This is a genomic window from Burkholderia sp. AW33-5 (genome assembly GCF_053427615.1).
On the sequence record NZ_JBSAXA010000012.1, the window covers coordinates 144,442 to 169,604 of the forward strand.

Sequence of the window (25,163 nt, forward strand, 5' to 3'; positions counted from 1 at the left end):
CGCGACCCAACGAACGACGCATCCCGCCCGCGATCGCGCGGGCGCGGAGTGCCGCATCCACGGAGACAACCATGACATCCGCTTCCCCGGCGCTGGACGCCGATCACGAAACCGACGCGTCGATCGAGCAACGGGCCGTGCGCAAGGCCGCATGGCGCTTCATTCCGCTGCTCGCGCTCGCGTACTTCTTCAACTACCTGGACCGCACGAGCGTCGGGTTCGCCGCGCTGACGATGAACCGCGATCTCGGCCTGACCGCGACGCAGTTCGGCTGGGGCGCGGGGATCATGTTCGCGGGCTATTGCGCGTTCGAAGTGCCGAGCAATCTCGCGCTGTACCGCTTCGGTGCGCGGCGCTGGCTCGCGCGCATCATGATCACGTGGGGCCTGATGGCGGCGGCGACCGCGCTCGCGACGGGGCCGACGAGTTTCTATGCGATCCGGCTGCTGCTCGGCATCGGCGAGGCCGGGTTCTTTCCGGGCGTGATCTTCTTCCTCGCGGTGTGGTTTCCGGCGAGTTACCGCACGCGCGTGCTTGCCTGGTTCACCGTGTCGACGCCGCTGTCGTCGCTGATCGGCGGCCCGCTGTCGACCTGGCTGCTGCAGCTCGACGGTGCGCTGGGCCTCGCGGGCTGGAAGTGGATGTTCATCGTCGAAGGGCTGCCGGCGTGCGCGCTCGGCTTTCTCGTCCTGAAGCTGCTGTCGGATTCCCCGGCCACGGCCGCGTGGCTGTCGGACGACGAGCGTGCCGCGCTGCAGCGCGCGTTCGAGCGCGACGGCGCCGCCGCCGGCCGCAAGAAGCGCTTCGGCGTCGCGCTGCGTGACGTGCGCGTCTACGTGCTCGCACTGATCTCGTTCGGCTTCACGATGGGCTCGTACGGCATCGGCATCTGGCTGCCGCAAATGCTGAAGGCGCACGGGATGTCCACGATGCAGACCGGCTGGCTGTCCGCGGTGCCGTACTTCTTCGCGACGATCGCGTTGCTGTGGTGGGCGAAGCGGGTGGACCGGCGCGGCGGCCCGGTCGCGAACCTGGCGATCGGATTGTTCATCGGCGCGGTGGCGCTCGGCGTGTCGACCCATTTCCTGACGCTCGGGCCCGCGCTCGTCGGCATCACGCTCGCGCTGATCGGCACGATTGCCGGACGCACGATCTTCTATACGCTGCCTTCGCGCTTCCTGTCCGGCCAGGCCGCGGCCGGCGGGCTGGCGCTGATCAATTCGATCGGCGCGCTCGGCGGATTCGCGGGCCCGTATCTCGTCGGCTACCTGAAGGACAGCTTCGGCACCTTCACGGCCGGGATGCTCGGCCTTGCGATCGTCCTGGCGATCACGACGCTGCTCACGCTGTCGCTGTATGCATTCGACCGGAGCGAATGACATGACGATTTCGATCAAACGACGCCGGCTGCTCGGTGCGGCCGCCGCATCGCTCGCGCTGCCCGGGTGCGTCAATACGCGCGCGCCGGCCCAACACGGACCTTCCCGCATGACGACCCAAGGCAACTATCTCGCGGTGCGCAACGACTGGCTCGCATCCGCGCTCGAACCCGCGCTCGATCCGGATCTGCCGATCATCGATGCGCACCATCACTTCTACGAGCGGCCGGGCTGGATCTACATGCTCGACGACTATCTGCAGGATGCGCGATCCGGCCACAACGTCCAGGCATCCGTCTACATGCAGGCGCTGACGCGCTATCGCGACGCGGGGCCGGCCGAACTGAAGCCGGTCGGCGAGACGGCCTATGTCGCCGGCGTGACGGAGCCGCTGCAACGGAGCGGTCCGGCCGTCGCGAAAGGCATCGTCGGGCATGCGGACCTGCGGCTCGGCGAGCGCGTGCGCGACGTGCTCGAAGCGCATGTCGACGCCGGTCGCGGACGCTTTCGCGGCGTGCGACACCTGACGACCTGGGATGCCGATCCGTCGCTCGCCAACCCGTTGTCGGCGGTGCCGCGCGGGCTGTTGCTCGATCCCGCGTACCGCGCCGGCGTCGCGCAGCTTGCGCCGCTCGGACTGTCGTACGACGCGTGGCTGTTCTTTCCTCAATTGCCCGAGCTGTTCGATCTGGCGAAGGCGAACCCCGACACGCGGATCGTCGTCAATCACTGCGGCGGCGTCGTGCGGATCGCGAGCTATGCGGACCAGCGGCCGGAAGTGTTCAAGCGATGGTCTGCGTCGATGCGCGAACTGGCGCGGCTGCCGAACGTATTCGTGAAGGTTGGCGGCCTCGGCATGCGGATCAATGGCTTCGAGTTCGAGAAGGGCGCGCGGCCGCCGTCGTCCGAACAGCTCGCCGACGCATGGAAGCCGTGGATGCTCACGTGCATCGAGGCGTTCGGCGCCGAGCGCTGCATGTTCGAGAGCAATTTCCCGGTCGACAAGGGCTCGTATTCGTACGTGAACGGCTGGAACGCGTTCAAGCGGCTGACCGCGCACGCGAGCCCGAGCGAGCGCGATGCGCTGTTCCGCGGGACCGTCACGCACGCGTACCGGCTCGGCTGACGTGAACAGGCCCTAGCCCTTCTCGACCAACGCGGCCAGCCGGGCGAGCGCCATTTGCCAGCCGGCCTCGTTGTCGGCGGCCGGCACGCCGGGCGGCACACCGTCGTGCACCGCATCGACGCGTGTGCCGCCTGCTTCGTCGGACAGCGTGATCGTGACCGTCATCGCGCCGCGCAGCATCGGATCGTCGGTTTCGAACACGTCGATTTCGACGATCTGCTGGTCCGGCACGAGCGTCACGAAGCGGCCGTGATAGGTGTCGGTGTGCGCGGTGGTCTTGCCGGTGCCGTCCGACGGTTCGTCGTAGCTCAGCGACACGCGCAGCGCGCCGCCTTCGCGCGTGTCGTATGCGTGCACGCGGCACGTCATGCCGTCGGGCACCTTCCATTGTTCGACGGCGTGCGGATCGAGCAGCGCGCGGTAGACGCGCCCGCGCGGCGCGTTCAGGTGCCGGCTGACCCGGGTCGAATGCGTGTGCATGTGCAGCATGTGGCCTCCCGCGGAACGCGCACGACGGTGCACGCCGGATGCCGGCGTGTCGTCGTGCTTCCTTCAGGAATCCTAGGCGCGCGCGCGGCCGCATGCAATGGCCCGCGCATGCGGCCGCATTCAGCGCAACGCGGCCGCGAATTCGTCGAGCTGCGTGATGCAGATGTTCCAGCCCTCGAAAAAGCCGAGGGCCTCGTGGCGCTCGCGCGTCGCGGCATCAGGATGCATCACGCGCGCCTCGTAGCGGCAGCCGGCGGGGTCGTCGGCCATCGTGATGACGGCCGTGAAGCCCAGCCACGGCACCTGCGGCCGCCAGCCGCCCGTGAGCATCGACGTGAATGCGATTCGCGCTTCCGGCACGATTTCGAGGAAGCAGCCGGGGTTGTCGCTCGTGCCGCCCTCGGGGCCGCGCATGAACGTGTGGAAGGCGCCGCCCGGGCGCAGGTCGAACGCGCGCACTTCGGTGGTCCACGGTTTCGGGCACCACCATTCCTTCAGCAATTCCGGGTCGGTCCATGCGCGCCAGAGTGCCTGGCGCGGCGCGCGCAGCGTGCGCGTGATGACGAGGTCATGGGCTTCGGCGGGGTCGACGTGGCTGGTTGACATGCGCTTGCTCCTCCTGGTGACGGCGTTCGACGAATTCCACGAGGCGATCGGAGCGCGCTTCCCACTGCGCGCGCTGCGCGGCAAGCCACTGTTCGGCTTCCGCCAGCCGGCTGCCGACCAGCTCGCAGGTGCGCGAGCGGCCGGTTTTCCGGGTCGTGACGAGGCCGCTGCGCTCGAGCACCGCGAGATGCTTCATGAACGACGGCAGCGCCATGCCGAACGGCGCGGCCAGTTCCGAAACGGTTCGCCCGCCATTGCCGAGCGCGCCGACGATCGCGCAGCGTGTCGGATCGGCGAGGGCGTGGAATACGTCGCTGATACCGGGTTGAAAGTTAGCCATGTGGCTAAGCATAGGCGATGCAGCGGGATGTTTCATCGCGTAGCATGATGGGGCGGGAACACGCGCCGATCGGGCTGGGCGCCGTGTTGCCCGACACCGGCCGCCGTTGCGCATGCATCCACCGCACGCCGGCATTCCATTCGATCCGGGCGCACGCCGACCGAACGCGTGCCCCACCTGACATACCGGAGAGGGTATGACCGAACCCGTGACCGTGCGCCGCCTCGATGCGGGCGAAGCGCATGCGTGCATCGACGCGCTGGCCGATGTGCTGATCGATTGTGTCGAGGGGGGCGCGTCCGTCAGCTTCATGTTGCCGATCGAGCGCTCGACCGCCGTGGCGTTCTGGACGCGCGTCTCCGACGGCGTCGCGAGCGGCGAGCGCATCCTGCTGGTGGCCGAGGACGCCGCCGGCCGGATCGTCGGCACCGTCCAGGTCGTGACCGCGCAGCCGGAGAACCAGCCGCATCGCGCGGACATCGCGAAGATGCTCGTGTCCCGTCATGCACGCCGGCAGGGGATCGCGGCGCGGCTGATGACGGCTGCCGACGAAGCCGCGCGCGATGCCGGCAAGACCGTGCTCGTGCTCGACACGGTGACGGGCGGCGATGCCGAGCGTCTGTACGAGCGGGCCGGCTGGCAGCGCGTCGGCGTCGTGCCGAACTTCGCGCTGATGCCCGACGGCGCATTGTGCGCGACGACGTATTTTCACAAGCAGCTCGCGTAACCGGGCTGGATGCGATCGCAAGCCGGTTCTCGATCGGCGCGCCTTGCGGCGGAGCGGGGCTGCGGGCAGGAAGCCGGGCGGACACGAAAAGCCGGCCGGCGACGGCGCCGCTCCGATATATTCGTGCTGGAACACGCCACGACCATGCCAACGGAAGGAATCACTGCCTCGATGAAACGCTCCCATGTCGCCTTCGCCCTCACGGGCCTGCTGGTCGCGGTGCCGATTGCCGCCTACGCGCTCGTCAAGCCGCTGCGCGTCGTCGCGCCCGCGCTGCTTCCCGGCGTGTCGTGCCCCAGCGCGGACATCTGCACGGACGATGCCGCGACGTTCGGCGCCGCGCAGCAGCTCTATCGCGACGGTTATGCGCGCGCGGCGGCGGCCGTGGGCCCGTTTCGCGAGGCCCCGCGCGTCGTGTTCTGCTCGACGCGCGAGTGTGCCGACAAGTTCGGTCTCGGCGAACGCGCGGCACTGACGCTGGGGGATTTCGGCGTGGTCATCGCGCCGCGCGGCTGGCAGACCTACTTTCTCGCGCACGAACTGATTCATCACCGTCAGGCCGAAGTGCTCGGCAACCTCGCGGTCGCGACCAAGCCGCGCTGGCTGATCGAGGGGATGGCGTACGCGCTCAGCGACGATCCGCGTCATCCGCTGACGGAGCCGTTCGAGTCGTGGCGCGCGCGTTTCGGCGCGTGGCATGCGGCGCTGGGCGGACAGCCGATGTGGGATGCCGCAAGGGCGGTGGAATAGCGCGGGACGCGCTCGCACGGCGGCGAGCGCGAACCGCGTTGTCGGCGGATGGGGCCAGACGGGGCGACGCCGCTCGTGCTTCGCCCGTGGAGAGTCAGCCCGCCGCCACGCGTCGTGCGCGGCGGGCCCGGTCGTCAGACCGTGGTGTCGATGATGCCCGGGATCTGCACGTCCGGGTTCACGTCCGCGTCGTAGTCGACGCCGGCGATCTCGAAGCCGAACAGGCGCAGGAACTCGGTCTTGTAGCCGGCGAAGTCGGTCATCTCGTACAGATTCTCGTTCGTCACCTTGTCCCACATGGCGACGACCTTGGCCTGCACTTGCGGATCGAGCTCCTTGTAGTCCGCGCGCAGGCGGCCTTCGTCGTCGATGTGCGGCGTCGCGCCGTACATGCTGTCCTTCAGGAGCCCGTACACCTGCTCGATGCAGCCTTCGTGCGTGCCCTTTTCCTTCATCACCTTGAACAGCAGCGACAGGTAGAGCGGCATCATCGGGATCGCCGAGCTCGCCTGCGTGACGACGGCCTTCAGCACCGACACGCGGGCATCGCCGCCGTGCGCGGCGAGCTTGTCGCGGATCGACAGCACCTTCTTGTCGAGATCCTTCTTCGCTTCGCCGATCGAGCCGTTCCAGTAGATGTCGTGCGTGATCTGCTCGCCGAGATACGTGAACGCGGTCGTCTTCGCGCCGTCGGCCAGCACGCCGGCTTCAGCGAGCGCGTCGATCCACATCTGCCAGTCCTCGCCGCCCATCACGGCGACGGTGCCGTCGATCTCTTCCTGCGTCGCCGGCTCGAGCGAGACTTCGCGGATCACTTCCTTGTCGGTGTCGAGGCCGCGGAACGTGACCGACTTGCCGACCGGCTTCAGCGTCGAGCTGATCGTTTCGCCCGTCTTCGGATGCGTGCGGCGCGGTGCCGCGAGGCTGTAGACGACCAGGTCGACCTTGCCGAGATCCTGCTTGATGGTGTCGATCGTGATCTGCTTGACCTTGTCGGAGAATGCGTCGCCGTTGATGCTGCGCGCATAGAGCCCCTTTTCCGCGGCGAATTTCTCGAACGCCGCGCTGTTGTACCAGCCGGCGGTGCCCGGCTTCGTTTCGCTGCCGGCGCGCTCGAAGAACACGCCCAGCGTGTCCGCGCCCGAGCCGAACGCGGCCGAGATCCGGGCGGCGAGGCCGTAGCCCGTCGACGCGCCGATCACGAGCACCTTCTTCGGGCCGTTGGCGATCGGGCCGTGCGAAGTCACGTAGTCGATCTGTTCCTTGACGTTGGCTTCGCAGCCGACCGGATGTGTCGTCACGCAGATGAAGCCACGCACGCGCGGTTTGATGATCATGAAAACCTCTAGTCAGAAAGGCGCGGACGGCCTGAAATCGGAAAAATCCCGCGCATTGTAATGGAAGCGGGCGGTCAGGGCGGGAAAGGCGGGCGGCGGCGGCATTCGCGGCGGCCCGGGGTCGGATCATCGAGGGCGGCGATTGACGTCGCCGCCAGTTATTTCTCTCTTGACAGAAATAACTGAAAAAACTAAATTTCCGGACATGGAACTCACACCGATTGCCGAACGATTCATTCTCCACTGGGGCGAAATGGGCTCGCGGTGGGGCGTCAACCGCACCGTCTCGCAGATTCATGCGCTGCTGTACCTGGCCGGAAGGCCGGTCGCGGCCGACGAGATCGCCGAGACGCTCAACGTCGCGCGCTCCAACGTCAGCACGAGCCTGAAGGAGCTGCAGGCGTGGCGGCTCGCGAAGGTCGTGCACGTGCTGGGCGATCGCCGCGACCACTTCGAGACGTCGACCGACATCTGGGAACTGTTCAAGCTGATCGTCGAAGGGCGGCGGCAGCGCGAGATCGAACCGACGCTCACGGTGCTGCGCGATTGCCTGACGAGCCCCGAGATCGCCAACGAGAGCCGCGAAACCGAACAGCGCATTCGCGACACGCTGCAGTTCGTCGAGACGCTCACGACCTGGTCGGACGAGATGCTGCGGCTCAAGCCCGACACGCTGATGAAGGCGCTCGGGATCGGCGCGAAGATCAGCCAGACGGTCAGGCGCAAGTCGTCGAAGTAGGCGGCACCGGACATGCGGGCACGCAGCCCGCTTTTTTTGGAATCTGTATTTCTGTCATTACAGAAATAACTGTATATAGAGGATGAAACAATGAACGAGATCGTGCTGTCGATCCGCCAGCATTGCGCATCGCGGAGCGCGACATGAACATCCTCGTCTGCGGCGCGAACGGCTTCATCGGGCGGGCGCTGGGCGCGCGGCTCGAGGCCGGCGGCCATCGCGTGCTGCGCGGCGTGCGGCATGCCGTCGGCCCGCACGACGTCGCGATCGACTTCGCGAAGGATGTCGATGCCGACGCGTGGCTCGCCCGGCTGGATGGCGTCGACGTGGTGATCAATGCGGTCGGGATCCTCGCCGACCGGCGTGACGAGACGTTCGACACCGTGCATCGCGCGGCGCCCTGCGCGCTCTTCACCGCATGCTGCCGTGCCCGCGTGCGACGCGTGATTCAGATCTCGGCGCTGGGCGTCGAGCGCGGCGACACGCCGTATTTCGCCAGCAAGTACGCGGCCGACACCTTCCTGCAGACGCTGCCGCTCGATTACCGGATCGTGCGTCCGGCGCTCGTCTACGGCACCGCCGGCACGTCCGCCCGGTTCTTCCGGATGCTCGCGAGCCTGCCCGTGCACGTGTTACCTGCGGGCGGCCATCAGCGGCTGCGCCCCGTGCACGTCGACGATCTCGCCGAACTCGTCGCGCGGCTCGTCGATGCGCCGGCGGCCGGCGGCCCGGTCATCGACGCGGTCGGTGGCGACGAAGTCGAGTATCGCGAGATGCTGGGCGTGTATCGCGCCGCGCTGGGCTTCCCGCCGGCGGCGCGCGTGACGCTGCCGGGCCCGCTGGTCGGCGCGGCGGCCGCGCTGCTCGGCACGATGCCGGGCGCGATGCTGACCCGCGACACATGGACGATGCTGCGCGGCGGCAACACCGGCGATCCCGCCGCGCTCGCGGCCGTGCTCGGCCGGCCGCCGCGCGGCCTGCGGGATTTCATCGGCGCGAACGCGAGCGCGGCCGCGCTGCGCGGCGATGCGCTCGCGATGTGGCGGCGGCCGCTGCTGCTCGGCGCGCTCGCGATCGTCTGGATCTGGACGGCCATCGTCAGCGCGTTCATCCATCCCCGGCACGACAGCCTCGCGATGCTCGCCCGCGTCCACCTGAGCGGACTGCCCGCGCTGATCGCGCTCTACGGCGCATGCGCGCTGGACTTCGCGTTCGGCGTGGCGACCCTCGCCGCGCCGTCCCGCCGTCTGTGGGCCGCGCAAGGCGCGCTGATCGTCGCGTATTCGGCCGTCATCGCGGTCACGATGCCCGGGCTGCTCGCCGAGCCGTTCGGCCCGGTGCTGAAGAATGTGCCGATTCTCGCGATCCTGTTGATCCTTTTTTCAGAAGAAGAACACGCATGAACATCTATCTCGTGATCAAGACGCTGCATATCCTGTCCTCGGTGCTGATGGTCGGCACGGGTTTCGGCACCGCGTTCTACCTGTTCTTCGCGAACCGCACGCGCTCGGTGCCGGCGATCGCCGCCGTGTCGCGCCTCGTGGTGCGCGCGGACTGGTGGTTCACGACGCCGGCCGTGCTGTTCCAGCCCGCGTCCGGGCTGTGGCTCGCGCACACGGCCGGCTGGCCGTTGACGACGCCGTGGCTCATGGCGTCGATCGTGCTGTATGCGGTCGCGGGCGCGTGCTGGCTGCCGGTCGTGTGGCTGCAGATCGAGCTGGCCGCGATGGCGAAGCTCGCGCATGCGAATGGCGATGCCGAGCTGCCGGCACGCTACTGGCGTTATGCGAAGCGCTGGGAGTTGCTTGGCTATCCGGCGTTCTTCGCGATGTTGAGCGTGTATTTCCTGATGGTGGTCAAGCCGATGTAAGCGAAGCAGCGGGGGCGCGAGCAGCCATTTCGCCTGACGCGCTGTCGATTCCCGTGAGCTCGTGTATAACTTCGACGGGAGCGCGTTCCGAACGCTTCGCATTCGACCTCACAAGGAGCCTGCATGCTGCACATCCTCGGCAAGATCCCGTCCATCAACGTCCGCAAGGTGCTGTGGCTGTGCACCGAACTCAACCTGCCGTTCGAACAGGAAGACTGGGGCGCGGGCTTTCGCACGACCAACGATCCGACCTACCTCGCACTGAATCCGAACGGCCTCGTGCCGGTGATCAAGGACGACGACTTCGTGCTGTGGGAGTCGAACACGATCATCCGCTACCTCGCGAACCGCTATGGCGGCGATGCGCTCTATCCGGCCGAGCCGCGGGCGCGTGCGCGGGTCGACCAGTGGATCGACTGGCAGGGCACGGACCTGAACCGTTCGTGGGTCGGCGCGTTCCTCGGCCTCGTGCGCAAGTCGCCCGATCACCAGGACCCGGCGGCGATCGCGCAGTCGATCGCGGGCTGGACGAAGCACATGCAGATCCTGAACGCGCAGCTCGAAGCGACCGGCGCGTTCGTGGCCGGCGACCACTTCACGCTCGCCGACATTCCGATCGGCCTGTCGGTGAACCGCTGGTTCGGCACGCCGTTCGAGCAGCCGGATTTCCCGGCGGTGAAGCGTTACATCGAGCGTCTGGCGACGCGCGAGGGCTTCAAGCAGTATGCGGGCAGCGCGAACCCGTAACGCATTGCATGTCGCGCGCGATGCGGCGGCTTGACCGCAGCCGCATCGCTGCCTTCCCGCGGCACGTCACGTGCCGGACGCCGGTACGGCCTCGAGCACGCGCGCGAGAAACGCCTCGTGATTCCACGCGGATTCCGGCCTCGACAAGCCGAGCCGCACGACCACCAGCTCGCGGCTCGGCACCACGCTCACGAACTGGCCTTCATGGCCGACCGCATGAAACGCATCGGCGGGCAGCGGGCGCGCGTGCGGATCGCGATCGTTGAACGGCTCCGGCACCTTGACCCACAGATGCGCGCCGAATTCTCCGCGCGTCGACAGCGGCGTCGCGCGCGTCAGGTAGCGCACCCAGCCTTCCGGCAGCCGCCGCTGCCCGTCCCATACCCCGTCCTGCAGCAGAAGCTGCCCGAAGCGCGCCCAGTCGCGCGCGCTCGCATACATGAACGACGCGCTGCCGAGCGTGCCGGCCGCATCGGGCTCGAACACCGCGCTGCGCATCCCGAGCGGTGCGAACAGCGCGCGGCGCGGAAACGCGAGGTAGTCGCTCTCGGTGCCGCCCATCGCCTCGCGCATCACGCGCGCGACGATCGCGCTCGTGCCGCTCGAGTAGTACCACTGCGTGCCGGGCTGCGCGGCGAGCGGCTTGGCCGACGCGAAGCGCGCGGTGTCCGGCTGCGTGAACAGCATCACGGCGACGTCGGACAGCGGGTCGTCGTAGTCCTCGTTGAATTGCAGGCCGCTCGTCATCCGCAGCAGCTCGTCGAACGTGATCGCCGCGCGCGGGTCGCCGCCGTCGCGCCATTCGGGCAGCAGCGCCGACGCGTCCGGCGACAGCTTGTGCTGCGCGACGAGCACGCCGGCCAGCGCGGCCGTCACGGTCTTCGTCATCGACCAGCCGGGTAGCGGCGTATCGGCGGTGAAGCCGGGCGCATAGCGTTCGGCGACGATCTGGCCGCGCCACATCACGACGACCGCGCGGGTGCGCCGCGGCCGCGCCGGATCGGGTTCGTCGAACGCGCGGTCGAGCGCGGTCTGCAGCTTGCGAGCGTCGATGCCGGCGGGCGGTGCGGCCGGCGCCGCCGCCTGCGCGGGCGGCGGATCGGGGACGGGCGGCAGCGCGGCCGGCAGCACGCCGGGCGATGGCCCGAGCGCGAGCGTGCAGCCGAGCCCGGGGCGAAAGTCCGCCTCGCGTTGCGCGAACCCGGCGAACGTTGCGACGGCGCGATGATGCTCCGGATCGATCGACGGGCGCACCAGTTTCAGCAGCGGGTGCACGCCGGCCATGATGTCGACGTCGATCACCGACGCGGCCGGACGGCCCGACACGAACACGCCGGAACACAGCGCCTTCGCGGCATAACCCGTCGCGATCGGGGCGAGCCGCGACAGCATGTAGCCGGTGTAGCCGGCCGCGGCGACGAGCGCGACGGCGACGCCGCGCAGGATCAGCGATTTGAAGGGGATCGTCATGCGCGAGCGTCCTCGGTGGCGTGCCGGCCGGCAACGATCCGGCAGTGTCGCAGGTTCGGGCGAGCGGTGGCAATCGCGGGGGTGGCGACGCCGGGCGGCGTCGATCAGGCGGCATGGTGCCCGGCGTGTGCGAATCGCATGTGTCGATCGCGCAGGGGCGAACGGGCCGCAGTCGGCCCGTCCACGTGGTGCGTCATTGCGCGTTGTCGTTGTCCGAACGCAGTGTCCAGATCGTCGCGGTATTCGTGTTGTCGTCGACGGCCGCGAATTCCGGCTGGCCCTTGCTGCCGTGCCCGAACGCGAGGCCGAAGGCCGCTCCCGGCACGGTGTCGACCTGCATCTGCGCGACGAAGTGTCCGGTCACCGTGAATTCGACGATCTCGCTCGGTTGCAACGGGTCGGGGTTGACCGCGTCGCCGTTGGCGGTCACGAGATGGCCGTTCGGCGCGAGCGCCAGTGCGAGCGGACCGTGCAGGTGCGCTGCGTCGAAGTAGATCATCCGTCCGACGCCGGCGTTGCGATTCGTCGACGCGGCGTTCTGGATCGCGAACACCGCGTTGTCGCCGGTGGACGCGACGTACAGCACGTCGATGTTCGGGTCGTACGCGAGGCCGGTCGGGCCGACCACCAGCGCGTTGGGATCGGTCCGGTTCACGTAGCCCGACGCGATGATTCGCGAGCCCGGCAGCATCCTGACGCCGTTGTTGTCGATTGCCAGCTCGATCCGCGCGACGGTCCCGTTCAGCACGTTCGACACGAACGCGGTCACGCGCGGGCCGCGGTCGATCACGGTCATGTCCCACGGTCCGTCGAGCAGCGTACTGCTCGACAGTTGCGTGACGAGATTGCCTTGCGGACCGATGACGAGCAGCGAGCCCGGAGGCACGACGGTCTTGCCGTCCGGCGCGGGGACGTTGCCGACCAGCACGAAGCCGCTGCGCAGCACCGCGAGCGCGGTCGTCAGGCCGAGATTGCTGCCCTGGAAGAACGTCGTCGGCGTCTTGCCGGGCGACAGCTTCACGACCGTCGTGCCGGTGCCTTGCGCGTTCGACGCCGCGTTGAAGTTGGACACGACGACGTCGCCCGGTTTGAGCGTGCTCCAGCTCGGCACGCCGCGCGGCACGAAGGCGATGCCGTACGGATTGACGTCGCCGTTGGCGGGCACGGTCGACGCGGTGACCGACGAGACCGGCAGGATGACGTCGTTGCCGCCGGCCCACGCGAACGCCGACGACAACGCGACGAGCCCGGCGCCGCAAGCCGCGCGGCATAGCGTGCGCGCCATCGTGCGACGGGCGTGGGCGAGGAGCGGCGGGTGAATGGCGAGGGCGGGCGAACGACAGGAGGGGAGAGGGTCCATGGCATGACTCCGGTTGGTGATCGCGAGCAGTCATCCCGGCTGCCGGCCCTGCGCAGCTGACGGATGTCCGGTGCGGATCCGCAGTCTTGCCGTGCGAATCCGCACTCGGAATAAACGAACGGCGACGGCCGGATATTCCATCCGGCGAGCGACATGACGTGCGAGCCGGCGTGCATTGTTCACCGCGATCGCCACACGGCCTGACAAGTTGAAATCCGACCCGCCGTCGGCCGATAATCGTCCGGCATCGTTCCCAGTCAAACCACAATCGCCAAATCGGAAAACGCCATGTCCTACGACAACAACAACCCGTTCGCCCGGATCCTGCGCGGCGAACTGCCGTGCGTGAAGGTCGCCGAAGACGACGCCACGCTCGCGATCATGGATCTCATGCCGCAGGCCGACGGTCACGTGCTCGTGATCCCGAAGGAGCCGGCCGCGCAGATCTTCGAGCTGTCCGGCGACGCGGCGGCGGCCGGCATCCGCATGACGCAGCGCGTCGCGGCGGCCGTGCGCGCGGCGCTCGGGCCGGACGGCGTGTTCATCGGTCAGTTCAACGGCGCGGCGGCGGGCCAGACGGTCCCGCACGTGCATTTCCACGTGATTCCGCGCTGGGAAGGCGTCGACCTGCGGATGCACGCGCGCGACATCGTCGACGCGGCCACGCTCGAATCGCTCGCCGAGCGCATCCGCGCGCATTTCGTGTAACGCCTGTACGGCTCGTGATTCGGGCGGCGCCAGCGGGCGCGCGCGGCGACGCCGTTCGCGCCTGTTTCAGCGGTCACACCACGTAACACGTGTAACCGCTCGCGAAACTCGTCCTGGCGGCGCCGGCGCTAGACTCCGCGCATTCGCATTGCCGCATCGAGCGACAGGAAAGGCCGGTCGCCTCTTCGTGCCGGCCGTCACGGGTTGCGGACGGCACGGCTTTCGCGCGATGCGACGTGTCCTCTTCGCCGGGAATCGAGCCATGTACAAAGTTCTCATCACGTTTGCGCTGATCGGCGGCCTGTCCGGCTGCTATGTCGCGCCGCCTTACGGCTACGCGCCCGCGCCGGTCTATTACGGCTATGCGCCGGCCTATTACGCACCGCCCGTCAGCGTCGGGATCGGCGGCAACTTCCGCATTCGCTGACCGGGCGGCGGTCGCGGGCACAGCCCGCGCGCCGATCGAGCGCGTCGTTCGACGCGCCGCCGCCGCTTCTCGCAGGGAAAACTCGCGCGCCGCATGACGGCGCGCGTGCGCATCGTCCGCCCGGATTCCTATACTTCACAGGAAAGCTCACTCCGGCGAGGCAAGCCATGGCCGTTACGCGCAAGTTCGCAATCGTTGCGAGCGTCTCCACGCTCGTCTATCTCGGGCTTGCCGTGCTCGGCATCGGCGGGTTCGCCGCCTTCTTCTCGCATCCGCCACTGATCGCCATTGCCGTCGCGACGCTCGCGCTTGCCGTCGTCGCGATGTTTACCGAAGGCAACCTGAGCGCCGGCGAACGCGAGAACCGCGACAATCGCTGGGTGCTCGCGGCCTTCGGCGCGAGCGGATTCCTGCTCGCGTATTTGCCGGCGCTGACCGACCGGCTCGACGTGTGGACCTTCGGCGGCGACACGGTGCGCTGGATCGGCGTCGCGCTGTACGTCGCGGGCGGCGTGCTGCGCCTCTGGCCCGTGTTCGTGCTCGGCAAGCGCTTCAGCGGGCTCGTCGCGATCCAGCCGGGCCACACGCTGGTGACGGACGGCATCTACAGCAGGATCCGCAACCCGAGCTATCTCGGCCTGCTCGTCAATGCGGCCGGCTGGGCGTTGGCGTTCCGCTCGGGCGTCGGGCTGCTGCTCGTCGCGTTGACGATGATCCCGCTCGTCGCGCGCATCCGTTCCGAGGAAGCGCTGCTGCGCACGCAATTCGGCGCCGAATACGACGCGTATTGCGCACACACCTGGCGGCTGATCCCGGGCGTGTACTGACCCTCGTTCGACCCGAACGACCGGGCGATTCCGCCGGCTCGCGGCATGCCGCCGATGTGTTGCCACGTGTGTCCGAACCCGCGCGACGGGCACGTTCCGCGTTGCCGAAAAACGGGGCTTGACCATGGCCGGAGCCCCTGCCGGCGGGCGTTCCCGGCGGTTTCCGGCAAGCTTTTCCGGTCCGCTTTCGGTAAACAACTTGTTACCAGAATGTCGACGGCAAGCAGGCTCGACCGGTGCTATTCTTCGCCGCAAGCTCATTGAAATGAATTGGTCCGGGATTCGGCACAATGCCGGCATCGACGTCGATCGATTCAGATCGTCGTATCGAGCGGACCTTCGATAACCAGATTGCGAACAAGGAAGAATACGGGAATGTGGAAGAAAATCGCCCCCGCTCTCGTCGTCGCCGTGCTGACCGGCGCGACCGCAGTGCCGGCATTGGCCGGTGACATGAACAACGCGCTCGGCGGCGCGCTCGGCGGGGTTGCCGGCGCAGCGGTCGGCGGCGCGGTCGGCGGCAGCACCGGCTCCGTGATCGGTGGCGCGATCGGCGGCGGCGCGGGTGGCGCCGTGACGTCGAACCGTCGCGAGCGCACCGGCGCGATCATCGGCGGCGCACTCGGCGGCGGCGCGGGTACCGCGGCCGGCAACGCGATGGGCGGCCGCACGGGCGGCCTGCTGGGCGCGGCCGTCGGCGGCGGCGCCGGCGCGGCGCTCGGCGGCAACCTGTCGCGCAACTCGTACGATCGCGGCGGCGATTATGGCGATCGCGGCCATCGTCACCGCAAGCATCGCCACCACCGCGACTGGGACTGATCGCCGCGGGCGCGGCACGGTGCGCGGCCTGCGCACCGGCGCGCCCGACGCGTCGGCATCCGATCCGACAGCCGGCCCGGCGGCCTCAGCCGGGCCGCCATCGCCGGCAAGACCGGCGGCCTTCACCCCCTTCGGCAGTTCATGCCCGGCCCCGCTCGACGGGTTGGCACGCTCTCTCCCGCTTCACCTTTCCCGCTTGTAGACGACATCGCCAGTTGCATCGACATGCAACCGCGCAGGGTCGGCCAACCCCATTTCGCCATCGCCGATCGACGGGTTGCCGTCCGATCATCAGGATTTCCCCGAGGCGCCGACGCGTCCGCGGCACGCGTTCACGGGCCATCGCGCGCAACGGCGGGTAGTGGGAAATCGAATGGATGTCATCGCAACATTTAATTGGTCGATCCGGATCGACTTCGCTATCGTCAACGCTGCCCGCGTACGGAATCGAACCGTGCCGTCCCCCGTGCCCCGCCGCATGACCCCGAGTGTCCGCGGCCCGGCCGCCGGACCCGCAAGCATGGGGCGCCCCGCCCGCTGAACCGGGCGGGCCCGTCGCGAAGCCTGGCCGACCGAACGAAGGCGCCCGCGCTTTCAAGCCACCCCGGCAACGATGTCCCGCCGTCGCATGCGTGCCCCACGCGCGTGCCGCGCCTGCCGTTGCGACCCGGGGCCGGACCAACCCATTGCCTGGATGCTTTATGTCTAAGACAACGTATTACGCGCCGCATGGCGGCCACCCGCCGCAGACCGATCTGCTGACCGATCGCGCGATGTTCACCGAGGCGTATGCGGTCATTCCGAAGGGAGTGATGCGCGACATCGTCACGAGCTGGCTGCCGTTCTGGACCCACACGCGCCTGTGGGTGATCGCGCGTCCGCTGTCGGGTTTCGCCGAAACCTTCTCGCAGTACATCGTCGAAGTGAATCCGGGCGGCGGCAGCGACAAGCCCGAGCAGGACAAGAACGCCGAAGCCGTGCTGTTCGTCGTCGAAGGCGAGGCCGAACTGACGCTGCAGGGGAAGCAGCACACGCTGAAGCCGGGCGGCTACGCGTTCATCCCGCCGGGCGCCGACTGGACGCTGCACAACGTCAGCGATGCCGCCGTGCGTTTCCACTGGATCCGCAAGCACTATCAGGTCGTCGACGGCATTGCGCTGCCGGAAGCGTTCGTGACCAACGAGCAGGATGTCGAGCCGATCCCGATGCCGGGCACCAACGGCGCATGGGTGACGACGCGCTTCGTCGACATGAGCGACATGCGTCACGACATGCACGTGAACATCGTGACGTTCGAGCCGGGCGGCGTGATTCCGTTCGCGGAGACGCACGTGATGGAGCACGGCCTGTACGTGCTCGAAGGCAAGGCCGTGTATCGCCTGAACCAGGACTGGGTCGAGGTGGAAGCGGGCGACTTCATGTGGCTGCGCGCGTTCTGCCCGCAGGCATGTTATTCGGGCGGCCCCGGCCGCTTCCGTTACCTGCTGTACAAGGATGTGAACCGTCACATGAACCTGACGCTGAATCCGGCGCGCTAAGCGTCGCGCACGTCGGACACGAAAACCCGCCGGTGCATGCCGGCGGGTTTTTTTATTGATGCCGCCGTGCGATGCAGTGGACGCGGCGGCCGGGCCGTCGTCGCACGCTACGCGTCGAGCGCCGAGGCGGCCAGGCTCGCGACCTGCAGCCGCGTATCGGGCGGCAGGCCGTCCTCGATCAGCCAGACCGCCGACAAGCCGGCCCACGCAAGAATCCACTGCAGCAACCGGCGGCGGTCGAGTTGCGCAGCTTCGGCGACGAGCGCGACGCGCCGCGCGAAGCGGGCGGGATCGACGGCGATGTCGTGCGCGGGATTGCAGAACAGGTTCGCGTAATCGAACGCGCGGTCGCCGCGCAAACCCTTCGGGTCGATCGCCAGCCAGCCGCGATCGCCGAAGTGCAGCACGTTGCCGTGATGGATGTCGCCGTGCAGCACGACGTCGTCGTCGACGCGCGGCGCGGCCAGCAGCCGGCGCGCCGTCGCGGCCGAACGTCGCAGCGTGTCATCGCCGGTGTCATGCGACAGCAGCGCGTGGAACCAGTCGATCAGCGGCACGACCTCGGGCGTTGCCGGTGCGCGATGCGCATGCAGCCGCGCGACCGCGCGGCATGCGATCCGGATCGCATCGTCGTCGTGGCCCGCGGCGGACAGGCCGACGAGCGTCGGCGCCGGCAGCGCGCGTTCGAGCAGCACCGCGTCGCTGTCGTGCAGCCACACGCGCGCGGCGCCATCCCCGTTCCACCAGGTCATCAGCGCATTGCCGCGGCGCTCTTCGTCGCAGGTCGCGACCTTGAGCATCGCGGGGCGCGCGTGCCAGACGACGGGCAGCACGCCGCCGCTCGCGGTCAGGATCGGGCCGCCGTCGGGAACGAGGTCCCACAGGCGCAGGTACGTGTCGAACATGCAGACGATGGTACAGGCGAACCGGCTCGTGCGCCGCGCGGGTCACCCGGCACGGCTGCCGCGCAACCATTCCTAAATAAAATTTAGCCAGCCAAACTTAGGCTAAAGAGTGTTCCGGTATCCCGGCATCCCTTCGACAATGCGCGCCTTCCGTGACCGACGGGCGCCTGTTGCGCGCCCGCGTTCGCCGCATTGAAGAAGGAGCCTGCATGACCGACCACACCGCCAACCCTCCAACGCCACCGGCCCCGCCTCCCGCATCGCCTCCCGCATCGCCGCGCCGCCGCGCATGGCGCATCTTCGCCGGCGCGCTGTTCGGCCTGACGCTCGCGTGCGCGGGCATCGGCGCATGGACGATCGATCGCATCTGGACGCAGTTGCCATCCGTCGAGCACCTGGCCGTCTACCGGCCCGCGCTGCCGCTGCGGATTTTCTCGCGCGACGGCGAGCTGCTGGCCGAGTACGGCGTCGAGCGCCGCGAATTCGTGCCGCTCGAGCGCATTCCGCCGCTCATGCGGCACGCGCTGCTCGCGGCCGAGGACGCGAAGTTCTACCAGCACGGCGCGGTCGATATCGGCGGCCTCGCGCGCGCGACGTTCGCCAACGTCGTGACGGGGCAGCCGGGGCAGGGCGGCAGCACGATCACGATGCAGGTCGCGCGCAACTTCTACCTGACGCGCGACAAGGTGCTGAGCCGCAAGCTCGCCGAGATCCTGATGGCCATCAAGCTCGAGCGCGCGTACAGCAAGGACAAGCTGCTCGAGCTTTACATGAACCAGATCTATCTCGGCGAGCGCGCGTATGGTTTCGCGGCGGCCGCGAACGTGTATTTCGGCAAGCCGCTCGACGCGCTGAGCGCGGGCGAAGCGGCCGTGCTCGCCGGATTGCCGAAGGCGCCGTCCGCGTTCAATCCGGTCGTCAATCCGGCGCGCGCGACCGCGCGGCGCAACTACGTGCTCGGCCGCATGCATGCGCTCGGCGAACTCGACGAGGCGACCTATCGCGCGGCGGTCGACGCGCCGATCGCGCTGGCGACCACGCCGCCGCCCGGCATCATCGCGGCGCCGTACGTCGCGGAGCGCGCGCGCCGGATGATGGTCGAGCGCTTTCACGACGACGCCTATACGCTCGGCCTCGACGTGACCACGACGATCTCGATGCGCGACCAGCGCGCGGCCGAAGCCGCGCTCCAGCGCACGCTGAGCCGGCAGCCAGGCGCGAAGCGCGATGCGCGCAACGGGCTCGAAGGCGCGCTCGTGTCGCTGGATGCGGCGACGGGCGACATGCTCGCGCTCGTCGGCGGCGCGGATTTCAACCGCAACGTGTTCGACCACGCATTGCAGGCGTATCGCCAGCCGGGTTCGAGCTTCAAGCCGTTCGTCTATTCGGCGGCGCTGGAGAAGGGCTACTTTCCGGGCGTGCTGGTCGACGACACGCAGCGCACGCTGACCCATGAGGAAACCGGCGCGCGGCCGTGGCGCCCACGCAATTTCGGCAACCGCTACGAGGGCTTCATTCCGGTGCGGCGCGGGCTCGTGCGCTCGAAGAACCTGGTCGCGGTCAGCCTGATGCAGGCCACCGACGCGCGCTACGTGCAGCAGCACGCGGTGCATTTCGGCTTCGACGCGCAGCGCAATCCGGCGTCGCTGCCGCTCGCGCTCGGCGCGGGCGCGGTGACGCCGCTGGAACTCGCGAGCGCGTACAGCGTGTTCGCGAACGGCGGGACGCGGATGGAGCCGCGCCTGATCCTGTCGGTGAAGCAGCGTCACGGCGGCGCGATGTACGAGGCGACGACGCCTGAAGGCGCGCGCGTCGTGTCGGCGCGCAACGCGTTCATGATGGACAGCATGCTGCGCGACGTCGTGAAGGCCGGCACCGCGCGTGGCGCGCTCGCCTTGCGCCGCGACGACGCAGCCGGCAAGACGGGCACGTCGAACGGCTCGAAGGATGTCTGGTTCGCCGGCTACTCGTCGGGCATCGTCGCGGTCGCGTGGCTCGGCTACGACACGCCGCGCCCGATGGGGCGCGCGACCGGCGCGACGCTCGCGCTGCCGGTCTGGCTCGACTACATGAAGACGGCCGTCGACGGACGCACGCCGGTCGCCGCGACGCCGCCGCAGGACGTCGCGCTCGTCGACGGCGATTTCGTGTACGCCGAATACACGCGCGGCACGTGCACGGCCGACGTGCCGTCGTACATCCGCAGCCGCTTCGCGTGCGGCGGCGCGCCGGCGGCCGAGGCGCCGGATGCTTCGGGCGAGAAGGGCAGGCCCGACGAGCCGATGCCCGTGGCCGTCGATGCGGCCGAGCGCGAACGCGTGCTCGACCTGTTCCGTACCGAAGACTGAGGCGCGCGATGCATACGCTGTATCTGATCGCGATCGTCGCGGAGGCGATGTCGGGCGCGCTGATGGGCATGCGGCGCGGGATGGACCGCTTCGGGCTCGCGCTCGTCGGCGCGGTGACGGCGCTCGGTGGCGGCACGGTGCGCGACGTGCTGCTCGGCCACTATCCGCTCGGCTGGATCGCGCATCCCGAATATCTGGTGATCACGCTCGTCGCGGCGACCGTCGCGTCGTGGGCCGCGCGGCACGTCGCGCGGATGAAGACGCTGTTCGTCACCGTCGACGCGATCGGTCTCGCGGCGTTCACGATCATCGGCTGCGATATCGGCGCGTCGACGGGCAGCGCGCCGATCATCGTCGTGCTGGCCGGCGCGATCACCGGCGTGTGCGGCGGGATGCTGCGCGACCTGCTGTGCAACGAGATGCCGCTGATCCTGCGCGAGGAACTGTATGCGAGCGTCGCGTTCTTCACGGGCACGCTGTACGTCGGGATCCAGCATCTCGGCATCGATGCCGGGTTGGCGTCGATGGTCGCGCTGGCGGCGGGCTTCACGACGCGCATGCTCGCGGTGCGGCTCGGATGGAAAATGCGGACGTTCGGCGTCGCGGACGTCGAGCATTGAGCGAGGCCGCCGCACGGATGCGACGGCACGCGTGCGCTACGCCGGCACCATGACCGGTGGCGACCCGTCACCCGTTTCCACCATCTTCACCGCGAATCCGTAGCACTGCGCGATATGGGCGGGCGTCATCACGTCGCGCGGCGCGCCCTGCGCGACGATCGTGCCGTCCGCGAGCATCGCGATCGTATCCGCGTGCCGCGCGGCGAGGTTCGGATCGTGGACGATCGCGAGCACGCCGAGCCGCCATTCGCGCGCAACGGTGCGCACGGTGTCGAGCAGCCGGTGCTGATGCGCGAGATCGAGCGCGGCGGTCGGTTCGTCGAGCAGCAGGTAGCGCGGGCCGTTTTCCGATGCGTCGTCGTCCGGCCACAGCTGCGCGAGCACGCGCGCGAACTGCACGCGTGCGAGCTCGCCGCCGGACAGCGTCGTCACGTCGCGGCCGACGAGCGTCTCGGCGCCCGCGCGTTCGAGCGCCTGCCACGCAATGTCGCGATCGCGGTGTGCGATCACGTGCCGTGCTCCGCTGCGTCGTGCATGCGGATAGCGGCCGAGCAGCACGATTTCGTCGACGCTGAACGGAAACGCCGGTTGCGCGGCCTGCGGCAGCACGGCGCGCAGGCACGCGAGCCGCGGCGCGTCGATGCGCGCGAGCGGTTCGCCGTTCAGCGCGATGTCGCCGGTCACGCGCACGCCGCTCGGCGCGACGCTGCCGGTCAGTTCGCCCGCCAGGGTCTTCAGCAGCGTGCTCTTGCCTGCGCCGTTGCGGCCGAGCAGCGCGGTCACGCGGCCGGGTTCGATCGACAGCGACAGGTTGTGCAGAACGATGCGGTGCCGGCGGGCGACGTCGAGATGTTGGGCGGTCAGCATGATGAGCGAATGAAGGATCAGCCGCCGAGCGCGCCGCGGCTTTTCCACAGCAGCGCGAGAAAGAACGGCGCGCCGAGCAGCGCGGTGAGCACGCCGAGCGGAATCTCGGCGGGCGCGGCGGCGGTGCGCGCGGCGAGATCGGCGGCGAGCGTCAGCAGCGCGCCGAGCAATGCGGCGCCGGGCAGCACCACGCGCTGGTCGGGGCCGCAGGCGAGGCGCACGCAGTGCGGCGCGACGAGGCCGATGAAACCGATGATGCCCGCGCACGACACGAGCGCGCCGACCGCGAGCGCGACCGCGACGAGCACGCGCCGTTTGAGCTGCTGCACCGGCACGCCGAGATGCAACGCCTCGGTCTCGCCGAGCTGCAGTGCATTGAGCGCGTCACGATCGCGCGCGAGCAGCCCGCAGCCGATCGCGACGCACGGCGCGACGGCCGCCAGCGCGGGCCATTGCGCGCCGCCGAGGCTGCCGAGGCTCCAGAAGGTCAGCGAGCGCAGTTGCGCGTCGTCGGCGACGAACGTGAGCAACCCGATCGCCGCGCCGACCAGCGCGTTGATCGCAATGCCGGCGAGCAGCAGCAGCGGCAGCGCGAGCCGGCCGCGCGACGCGGCGAGCCGGTAGACGAGCGCCGCGACCGCGAGCGCACCCGCGAACGCGGCGACGGGCAGCGCGACCGCACCTGCATGCGCGGCGAACAGCGCGGGGCCGAGCACGATCGTCGTCGTCGCGCCGAGCGCCGCGCCGCTCGACACGCCGACGAGCCCCGGATCGGCGAGCGGGTTGCGGAACAGCGCCTGCATCGCGGCGCCGGCCGCGCCGAAGCCGCCGCCGACCAGCAGCGCGAGCACGACGCGCGGCGCGCGGATGTCGACCAGCACCGCGCGTGCCTGTTGCGCGGCCGGGTCGCCCCTCAGCGCGGCCCAGGCTTCCGCGAACGGAATGCGATACGCGCCCACGCACAGCGCGACGACGGACATGGCGCACACGAGGACGGCAAGCGCGGCCAGCGCGAAGGGCGCGATGCGGCGTGACGCGCCGACGCGCGCGGCGCCCGTGCGCGCTACGTGCGACCGCGCGGGGAAAGGTGAAGCGTGAGCGGGCATCGTGTCGATCCGGAATCAGGCGAGCGCATCCGACAGGCGCCGGTGCAGGGTCGTGACGGCGAGCGGCAGGCGCGGGCCGAAGCCGAGCAGGAACAGTGCATCGAGCGACACGACGCGCCGCGCGCGGCCGGCCGGCGTCGCGCCGAAGCCGGGTGCGGCAAGCAGCGCGTCGCGGCCGCCGACCGCCGCGAGCCCTTCGTCGGAGATCAGCACGATGTCGGGTGCGGCGGCAGCCAGCGCCTCGGTCGTCAGCGGCTTGTAGTGATCGAAGCCCTGCATCGCGTTGCGCGCGCCCGCGTAGCGGAGCATCGCGTCGGCGGCCGTGCGCTGGCCGGCGACGAGCGCCTGGTTGCCCGTATGGTTCAGCACGAACAGCACGCGCGGCGGCTGCGCGCCGCCGGGCACGCGCGCGGCGACCGCGTCGCGGGCGGCCTGCCAGTCGCGATCGAAGCGCCGCAGCAGCGCGGCGCCCGCGTCGCGCACGTCGAGCGCCTGTGCAACGCCGGTGATCTTCGCGCGCACCGAGTCGACGTCATGCCGCTCGTTGAACGTCGTCACCGCGACACCCGCGCTTTTCACTTGCGCGATCGCGGCAGGCGGGCCGGCTTCCGCCGACGCGAGCACGAGATCGGGGCGCAGCGACAGCAGCCCCTCGGCCGACAATGCGCGCTGATAGCCGACCTTCGGCAGGCGTTTCGCGGCGTCCGGGTACGTGCAGGTCGTGTCGGTGCCGACGAGCCGGTAACCGCGCGCGTCGGCGCCGCCGAGCGCGAACGCGGTTTCCGCGAGCGCGCCGCCGATCACGACGACGCGCTTTTGTGCGGCTTGCGGGCGCGCTCGGCCGGGCAGCGCGCCCGCGAGCGCACCGGCGACCGCGCTCGCGAGCACGACGCGGCGACGCGGCAGGAACGATCGCGCGCTCACCGTGCGTCTCCGCGCGCCGCCGACGGCAGCGTCGCGACGAGCGCGCGCCAGTCGTCGCGTTCGACCTGACCCGGCTTGCGCTCGCCGAACAGCAGCGCGACGTGGTCGCCCTGCCGGTCGAACAGCTCGAGCGACGTGACGATGCCGTCGCTCGTCGGCTTCTTCACGACCCACGCGGCGGCGATCAGGTCCTCGCGCACATGCAGGTTGAAGCCCGGGTCGAGCACGTTGATCCACGCGCCGACCTCGCGCACGTTCGCGACGGGTCCCGTGTGGATCTGGATCATGCCCGCATTGCCGACGAACACCATGATCGGCTGGCCGCTCGACGCGGCCCGTTCGAGCACGTGACGCAGCGCGTGTGCCGCTTCGACCGGATACGCAAATTGCGGATCGGCGAGGCGCAGCGCCTGCATGCGGCTCACGCCGAAGCGCTGCGTGATGCCGAAGAACTGATGCGTGTCGGTCATCGCGTCCCACGCGGCGCGAAAGCCCGCGACGTCGATCTCGGTGTCCGCGCGCTCGGGCGCTTTCGGCGCGGCGGGCGCGACGTCGAGCCCCGGCGCCTGCGACGCCGCGCGCCAGCGTTCGACGAACGCGTCGTACGCCGCGTGATCGCTGTGCGCGCGCAGGTAGACCTTGTGGATCGCATGACCTTGCGCGTCGAAGAACTGCAGGCTCTCGAGCGGACCGTGCGCGGTTTCGTCGCGCACCGCGAACGCCGACGCCCAGTGGCGGTAGAAGATGCGCAGGTCGATGTCGCCGAGCGCGAGGCCGACCGGGCCGTCATGGCTCATCTGCGCATATGCGCCGTCCTTCTCGTGGACGGCCGTGTCGTTGCGCGTGAGCGCCATCACGCGGCCGAGGCGCGGCATTTCCTCGAACATCGCCGGAAAGCGCGCGTCGAGCCGCACGACGTGTTCGCCAATGAACGCGGCGAGCGCCTCGCCTTCGCTGACGCCGAGCGCCTGCGCGACGTCGCGGTTGCGCAACTGGCGCTCGGTCTTGAGTTTGATGAACGCGTCGCGCAACGCGGCGGGCGCGCGGGCCGGCGTGGCCGGCTGACCGGGAAGGGCGGATTGCATCATGTCGGACTCCTTCAAGTAACGGTTGGGGTGGCAGCGCGGGCGGCGC

At 69.4% G+C, this 25,163-nt stretch carries 26 protein-coding genes; 15 read left to right on the forward strand and 11 right to left on the reverse strand.

What is annotated here, in order from left to right:
- The first annotated feature begins 71 nt into the window (after positions 1-71).
- Both ACV22V_RS20115 and ACV22V_RS20120 read left to right on the forward strand, forming a co-directional pair.
- Positions 72-1,379: an MFS transporter gene (locus ACV22V_RS20115; RefSeq protein ID WP_448015262.1), complete on the forward strand. Its 1,308-nt coding sequence runs from the start codon at positions 72-74 to the stop codon at positions 1,377-1,379.
- Position 1,380: 1 nt separating this feature from the next.
- Positions 1,381-2,505, forward strand: coding sequence for an amidohydrolase family protein (locus ACV22V_RS20120; RefSeq protein WP_059698044.1), 1,125 nt, complete (start codon positions 1,381-1,383; stop codon positions 2,503-2,505).
- Positions 2,506-2,517: 12 nt separating this feature from the next.
- Here ACV22V_RS20120 and ACV22V_RS20125 read toward each other — a convergent pair whose 3' ends face one another.
- The 3 genes from ACV22V_RS20125 to ACV22V_RS20135 all read right to left on the reverse strand — a co-directional run bounded on the left by ACV22V_RS20125 (position 2,518) and on the right by ACV22V_RS20135 (position 3,940).
- Positions 2,518-2,994, reverse strand: a complete 477-nt coding sequence (locus ACV22V_RS20125; protein ID WP_059689312.1) for an SRPBCC family protein — start codon at positions 2,992-2,994, stop codon at positions 2,518-2,520.
- 120 nt (positions 2,995-3,114) lie between these two features.
- Positions 3,115-3,600, reverse strand: coding sequence for an SRPBCC family protein (locus ACV22V_RS20130; protein WP_448015263.1), 486 nt, complete (start codon positions 3,598-3,600; stop codon positions 3,115-3,117).
- Positions 3,563-3,940, reverse strand: a complete 378-nt coding sequence (locus ACV22V_RS20135) for an ArsR/SmtB family transcription factor (RefSeq protein ID WP_448015326.1) — start codon at positions 3,938-3,940, stop codon at positions 3,563-3,565. Before ACV22V_RS20135 ends, ACV22V_RS20130 begins: the two co-directional genes overlap by 38 nt.
- Before the next feature lie 196 nt (positions 3,941-4,136).
- Here ACV22V_RS20135 and ACV22V_RS20140 point away from each other — a divergent pair, with 196 nt between their 5' ends.
- Together ACV22V_RS20140 and ACV22V_RS20145 are read left to right on the forward strand one after the other, a co-directional pair.
- Positions 4,137-4,667, forward strand: coding sequence for an N-acetyltransferase family protein (locus ACV22V_RS20140; RefSeq protein ID WP_448015264.1), 531 nt, complete (start codon positions 4,137-4,139; stop codon positions 4,665-4,667).
- A gap of 171 nt (positions 4,668-4,838) precedes the next feature.
- Positions 4,839-5,417: a hypothetical protein gene (locus ACV22V_RS20145; protein ID WP_059698037.1), complete on the forward strand. Its 579-nt coding sequence runs from the start codon at positions 4,839-4,841 to the stop codon at positions 5,415-5,417.
- Between the two features lie 134 nt (positions 5,418-5,551).
- Here the strand turns inward: ACV22V_RS20145 and fabV are convergent, their stop codons facing one another.
- Positions 5,552-6,754, reverse strand: coding sequence for an enoyl-ACP reductase FabV (gene fabV / locus ACV22V_RS20150; RefSeq protein WP_059689316.1), 1,203 nt, complete (start codon positions 6,752-6,754; stop codon positions 5,552-5,554).
- Positions 6,755-6,959: 205 nt separating this feature from the next.
- On the opposite strand from fabV, the gene ACV22V_RS20155 reads away from it, so the two are divergent.
- The 4 genes from ACV22V_RS20155 to ACV22V_RS20170 all read left to right on the forward strand — a co-directional run bounded on the left by ACV22V_RS20155 (position 6,960) and on the right by ACV22V_RS20170 (position 10,110).
- Entirely contained in the window at positions 6,960-7,493 is a 534-nt protein-coding gene (locus tag ACV22V_RS20155) for a GbsR/MarR family transcriptional regulator (protein ID WP_047902276.1), read from the forward strand.
- Between the two features lie 143 nt (positions 7,494-7,636).
- A complete protein-coding gene (locus ACV22V_RS20160; protein WP_448015266.1) occupies positions 7,637-8,896 on the forward strand; it encodes an SDR family oxidoreductase in 1,260 nt (419 codons plus the stop codon).
- Positions 8,893-9,363: a DUF2269 family protein gene (locus ACV22V_RS20165; RefSeq protein ID WP_059528664.1), complete on the forward strand. Its 471-nt coding sequence runs from the start codon at positions 8,893-8,895 to the stop codon at positions 9,361-9,363. The genes ACV22V_RS20160 and ACV22V_RS20165 overlap by 4 nt, the downstream gene beginning before the upstream one ends.
- Before the next feature lie 123 nt (positions 9,364-9,486).
- The gene (locus ACV22V_RS20170) at positions 9,487-10,110 is read left to right on the forward strand and encodes a glutathione S-transferase family protein (RefSeq protein WP_448015267.1); all 624 of its coding nucleotides are present in this window, start codon (positions 9,487-9,489) and stop codon (positions 10,108-10,110) included.
- A 66-nt stretch (positions 10,111-10,176) separates the two neighbouring features.
- On the opposite strand, the gene ACV22V_RS20175 is transcribed toward ACV22V_RS20170, so the two are convergent.
- Complete coding sequence (locus ACV22V_RS20175; protein WP_448015269.1) at positions 10,177-11,580, reverse strand: serine hydrolase domain-containing protein; 1,404 nt, start codon at positions 11,578-11,580, stop codon at positions 10,177-10,179.
- Positions 11,581-11,773: 193 nt separating this feature from the next.
- The gene (locus tag ACV22V_RS20180; protein ID WP_448015270.1) at positions 11,774-12,940 is read right to left on the reverse strand and encodes a hypothetical protein; all 1,167 of its coding nucleotides are present in this window, start codon (positions 12,938-12,940) and stop codon (positions 11,774-11,776) included.
- Positions 12,941-13,228: 288 nt separating this feature from the next.
- Between ACV22V_RS20180 and ACV22V_RS20185 the strand changes: the two genes are divergently transcribed.
- From ACV22V_RS20185 to ACV22V_RS20205, 5 genes are all read left to right on the forward strand, one after another.
- Positions 13,229-13,648: an HIT family protein gene (locus ACV22V_RS20185; RefSeq protein WP_448015272.1), complete on the forward strand. Its 420-nt coding sequence runs from the start codon at positions 13,229-13,231 to the stop codon at positions 13,646-13,648.
- Between the two features lie 262 nt (positions 13,649-13,910).
- The gene (locus ACV22V_RS20190) at positions 13,911-14,075 is read left to right on the forward strand and encodes a hypothetical protein (protein WP_175908542.1); all 165 of its coding nucleotides are present in this window, start codon (positions 13,911-13,913) and stop codon (positions 14,073-14,075) included.
- A 167-nt stretch (positions 14,076-14,242) separates the two neighbouring features.
- Positions 14,243-14,902, forward strand: a complete 660-nt coding sequence (locus ACV22V_RS20195) for a methyltransferase family protein (RefSeq protein ID WP_448015274.1) — start codon at positions 14,243-14,245, stop codon at positions 14,900-14,902.
- A gap of 375 nt (positions 14,903-15,277) precedes the next feature.
- The gene (locus tag ACV22V_RS20200) at positions 15,278-15,721 is read left to right on the forward strand and encodes a hypothetical protein (protein WP_059528642.1); all 444 of its coding nucleotides are present in this window, start codon (positions 15,278-15,280) and stop codon (positions 15,719-15,721) included.
- 701 nt (positions 15,722-16,422) lie between these two features.
- The gene (locus tag ACV22V_RS20205; RefSeq protein ID WP_059689322.1) at positions 16,423-17,259 is read left to right on the forward strand and encodes a bifunctional allantoicase/(S)-ureidoglycine aminohydrolase; all 837 of its coding nucleotides are present in this window, start codon (positions 16,423-16,425) and stop codon (positions 17,257-17,259) included.
- A gap of 107 nt (positions 17,260-17,366) precedes the next feature.
- On the opposite strand, the gene ACV22V_RS20210 is transcribed toward ACV22V_RS20205, so the two are convergent.
- Positions 17,367-18,164: an aminoglycoside phosphotransferase family protein gene (locus tag ACV22V_RS20210; protein ID WP_448015275.1), complete on the reverse strand. Its 798-nt coding sequence runs from the start codon at positions 18,162-18,164 to the stop codon at positions 17,367-17,369.
- A 209-nt stretch (positions 18,165-18,373) separates the two neighbouring features.
- Here ACV22V_RS20210 and ACV22V_RS20215 point away from each other — a divergent pair, with 209 nt between their 5' ends.
- Together ACV22V_RS20215 and ACV22V_RS20220 are read left to right on the forward strand one after the other, a co-directional pair.
- Complete coding sequence (locus ACV22V_RS20215; protein ID WP_448015277.1) at positions 18,374-20,512, forward strand: penicillin-binding protein 1A; 2,139 nt, start codon at positions 18,374-18,376, stop codon at positions 20,510-20,512.
- 8 nt (positions 20,513-20,520) lie between these two features.
- Entirely contained in the window at positions 20,521-21,132 is a 612-nt protein-coding gene (locus ACV22V_RS20220; RefSeq protein WP_448015278.1) for a trimeric intracellular cation channel family protein, read from the forward strand.
- Between the two features lie 36 nt (positions 21,133-21,168).
- Here the strand turns inward: ACV22V_RS20220 and ACV22V_RS20225 are convergent, their stop codons facing one another.
- The 4 genes from ACV22V_RS20225 to ACV22V_RS20240 are packed head-to-tail and all read right to left on the reverse strand — an operon-like array spanning position 21,169 to position 25,117.
- Positions 21,169-22,047, reverse strand: coding sequence for a heme ABC transporter ATP-binding protein (locus ACV22V_RS20225; RefSeq protein ID WP_448015280.1), 879 nt, complete (start codon positions 22,045-22,047; stop codon positions 21,169-21,171).
- Complete coding sequence (locus ACV22V_RS20230) at positions 22,017-23,105, reverse strand: FecCD family ABC transporter permease (protein ID WP_448015281.1); 1,089 nt, start codon at positions 23,103-23,105, stop codon at positions 22,017-22,019. Before ACV22V_RS20230 ends, ACV22V_RS20225 begins: the two co-directional genes overlap by 31 nt.
- A gap of 15 nt (positions 23,106-23,120) precedes the next feature.
- Complete coding sequence (locus ACV22V_RS20235) at positions 23,121-24,029, reverse strand: heme/hemin ABC transporter substrate-binding protein (RefSeq protein ID WP_059689327.1); 909 nt, start codon at positions 24,027-24,029, stop codon at positions 23,121-23,123.
- Positions 24,026-25,117, reverse strand: coding sequence for a hemin-degrading factor (locus ACV22V_RS20240; RefSeq protein WP_448015284.1), 1,092 nt, complete (start codon positions 25,115-25,117; stop codon positions 24,026-24,028). The genes ACV22V_RS20235 and ACV22V_RS20240 overlap by 4 nt, the downstream gene beginning before the upstream one ends.
- Between the last annotated feature and the right edge of the window lie 46 nt (positions 25,118-25,163).

Excerpts from the sequence above, each read along its gene's own strand:
- ACV22V_RS20230 (WP_448015281.1), bottom strand. The coding sequence starts at position 23,105 with ATGCCCGCTCACGCTTCACCTTTCCCCGCGCGGTCGCACGTAGCGCGC.
- ACV22V_RS20135 (WP_448015326.1), bottom strand. The coding sequence starts at position 3,940 with ATGGCTAACTTTCAACCCGGTATCAGCGACGTATTCCACGCCCTCGCC.
- ACV22V_RS20145 (WP_059698037.1), top strand. The coding sequence starts at position 4,839 with ATGAAACGCTCCCATGTCGCCTTCGCCCTCACGGGCCTGCTGGTCGCG.
- ACV22V_RS20155 (WP_047902276.1), top strand. The coding sequence starts at position 6,960 with ATGGAACTCACACCGATTGCCGAACGATTCATTCTCCACTGGGGCGAA.
- ACV22V_RS20125 (WP_059689312.1), bottom strand. The coding sequence starts at position 2,994 with ATGCTGCACATGCACACGCATTCGACCCGGGTCAGCCGGCACCTGAAC.
- ACV22V_RS20120 (WP_059698044.1), top strand. The coding sequence starts at position 1,381 with ATGACGATTTCGATCAAACGACGCCGGCTGCTCGGTGCGGCCGCCGCA.
- ACV22V_RS20185 (WP_448015272.1), top strand. The coding sequence starts at position 13,229 with ATGTCCTACGACAACAACAACCCGTTCGCCCGGATCCTGCGCGGCGAA.
- ACV22V_RS20130 (WP_448015263.1), bottom strand. The coding sequence starts at position 3,600 with ATGTCAACCAGCCACGTCGACCCCGCCGAAGCCCATGACCTCGTCATC.
- ACV22V_RS20220 (WP_448015278.1), top strand. The coding sequence starts at position 20,521 with ATGCATACGCTGTATCTGATCGCGATCGTCGCGGAGGCGATGTCGGGC.
- ACV22V_RS20240 (WP_448015284.1), bottom strand. The coding sequence starts at position 25,117 with ATGATGCAATCCGCCCTTCCCGGTCAGCCGGCCACGCCGGCCCGCGCG.
- ACV22V_RS20160 (WP_448015266.1), top strand. The coding sequence starts at position 7,637 with ATGAACATCCTCGTCTGCGGCGCGAACGGCTTCATCGGGCGGGCGCTG.
- ACV22V_RS20215 (WP_448015277.1), top strand. The coding sequence starts at position 18,374 with ATGACCGACCACACCGCCAACCCTCCAACGCCACCGGCCCCGCCTCCC.
- ACV22V_RS20190 (WP_175908542.1), top strand. The coding sequence starts at position 13,911 with ATGTACAAAGTTCTCATCACGTTTGCGCTGATCGGCGGCCTGTCCGGC.
- ACV22V_RS20180 (WP_448015270.1), bottom strand. The coding sequence starts at position 12,940 with ATGGACCCTCTCCCCTCCTGTCGTTCGCCCGCCCTCGCCATTCACCCG.
- ACV22V_RS20175 (WP_448015269.1), bottom strand. The coding sequence starts at position 11,580 with ATGACGATCCCCTTCAAATCGCTGATCCTGCGCGGCGTCGCCGTCGCG.
- ACV22V_RS20195 (WP_448015274.1), top strand. The coding sequence starts at position 14,243 with ATGGCCGTTACGCGCAAGTTCGCAATCGTTGCGAGCGTCTCCACGCTC.
- ACV22V_RS20170 (WP_448015267.1), top strand. The coding sequence starts at position 9,487 with ATGCTGCACATCCTCGGCAAGATCCCGTCCATCAACGTCCGCAAGGTG.
- ACV22V_RS20165 (WP_059528664.1), top strand. The coding sequence starts at position 8,893 with ATGAACATCTATCTCGTGATCAAGACGCTGCATATCCTGTCCTCGGTG.
- ACV22V_RS20205 (WP_059689322.1), top strand. The coding sequence starts at position 16,423 with ATGTCTAAGACAACGTATTACGCGCCGCATGGCGGCCACCCGCCGCAG.
- ACV22V_RS20140 (WP_448015264.1), top strand. The coding sequence starts at position 4,137 with ATGACCGAACCCGTGACCGTGCGCCGCCTCGATGCGGGCGAAGCGCAT.
- ACV22V_RS20115 (WP_448015262.1), top strand. The coding sequence starts at position 72 with ATGACATCCGCTTCCCCGGCGCTGGACGCCGATCACGAAACCGACGCG.
- fabV (WP_059689316.1), bottom strand. The coding sequence starts at position 6,754 with ATGATCATCAAACCGCGCGTGCGTGGCTTCATCTGCGTGACGACACAT.
- ACV22V_RS20200 (WP_059528642.1), top strand. The coding sequence starts at position 15,278 with ATGTGGAAGAAAATCGCCCCCGCTCTCGTCGTCGCCGTGCTGACCGGC.
- ACV22V_RS20210 (WP_448015275.1), bottom strand. The coding sequence starts at position 18,164 with ATGTTCGACACGTACCTGCGCCTGTGGGACCTCGTTCCCGACGGCGGC.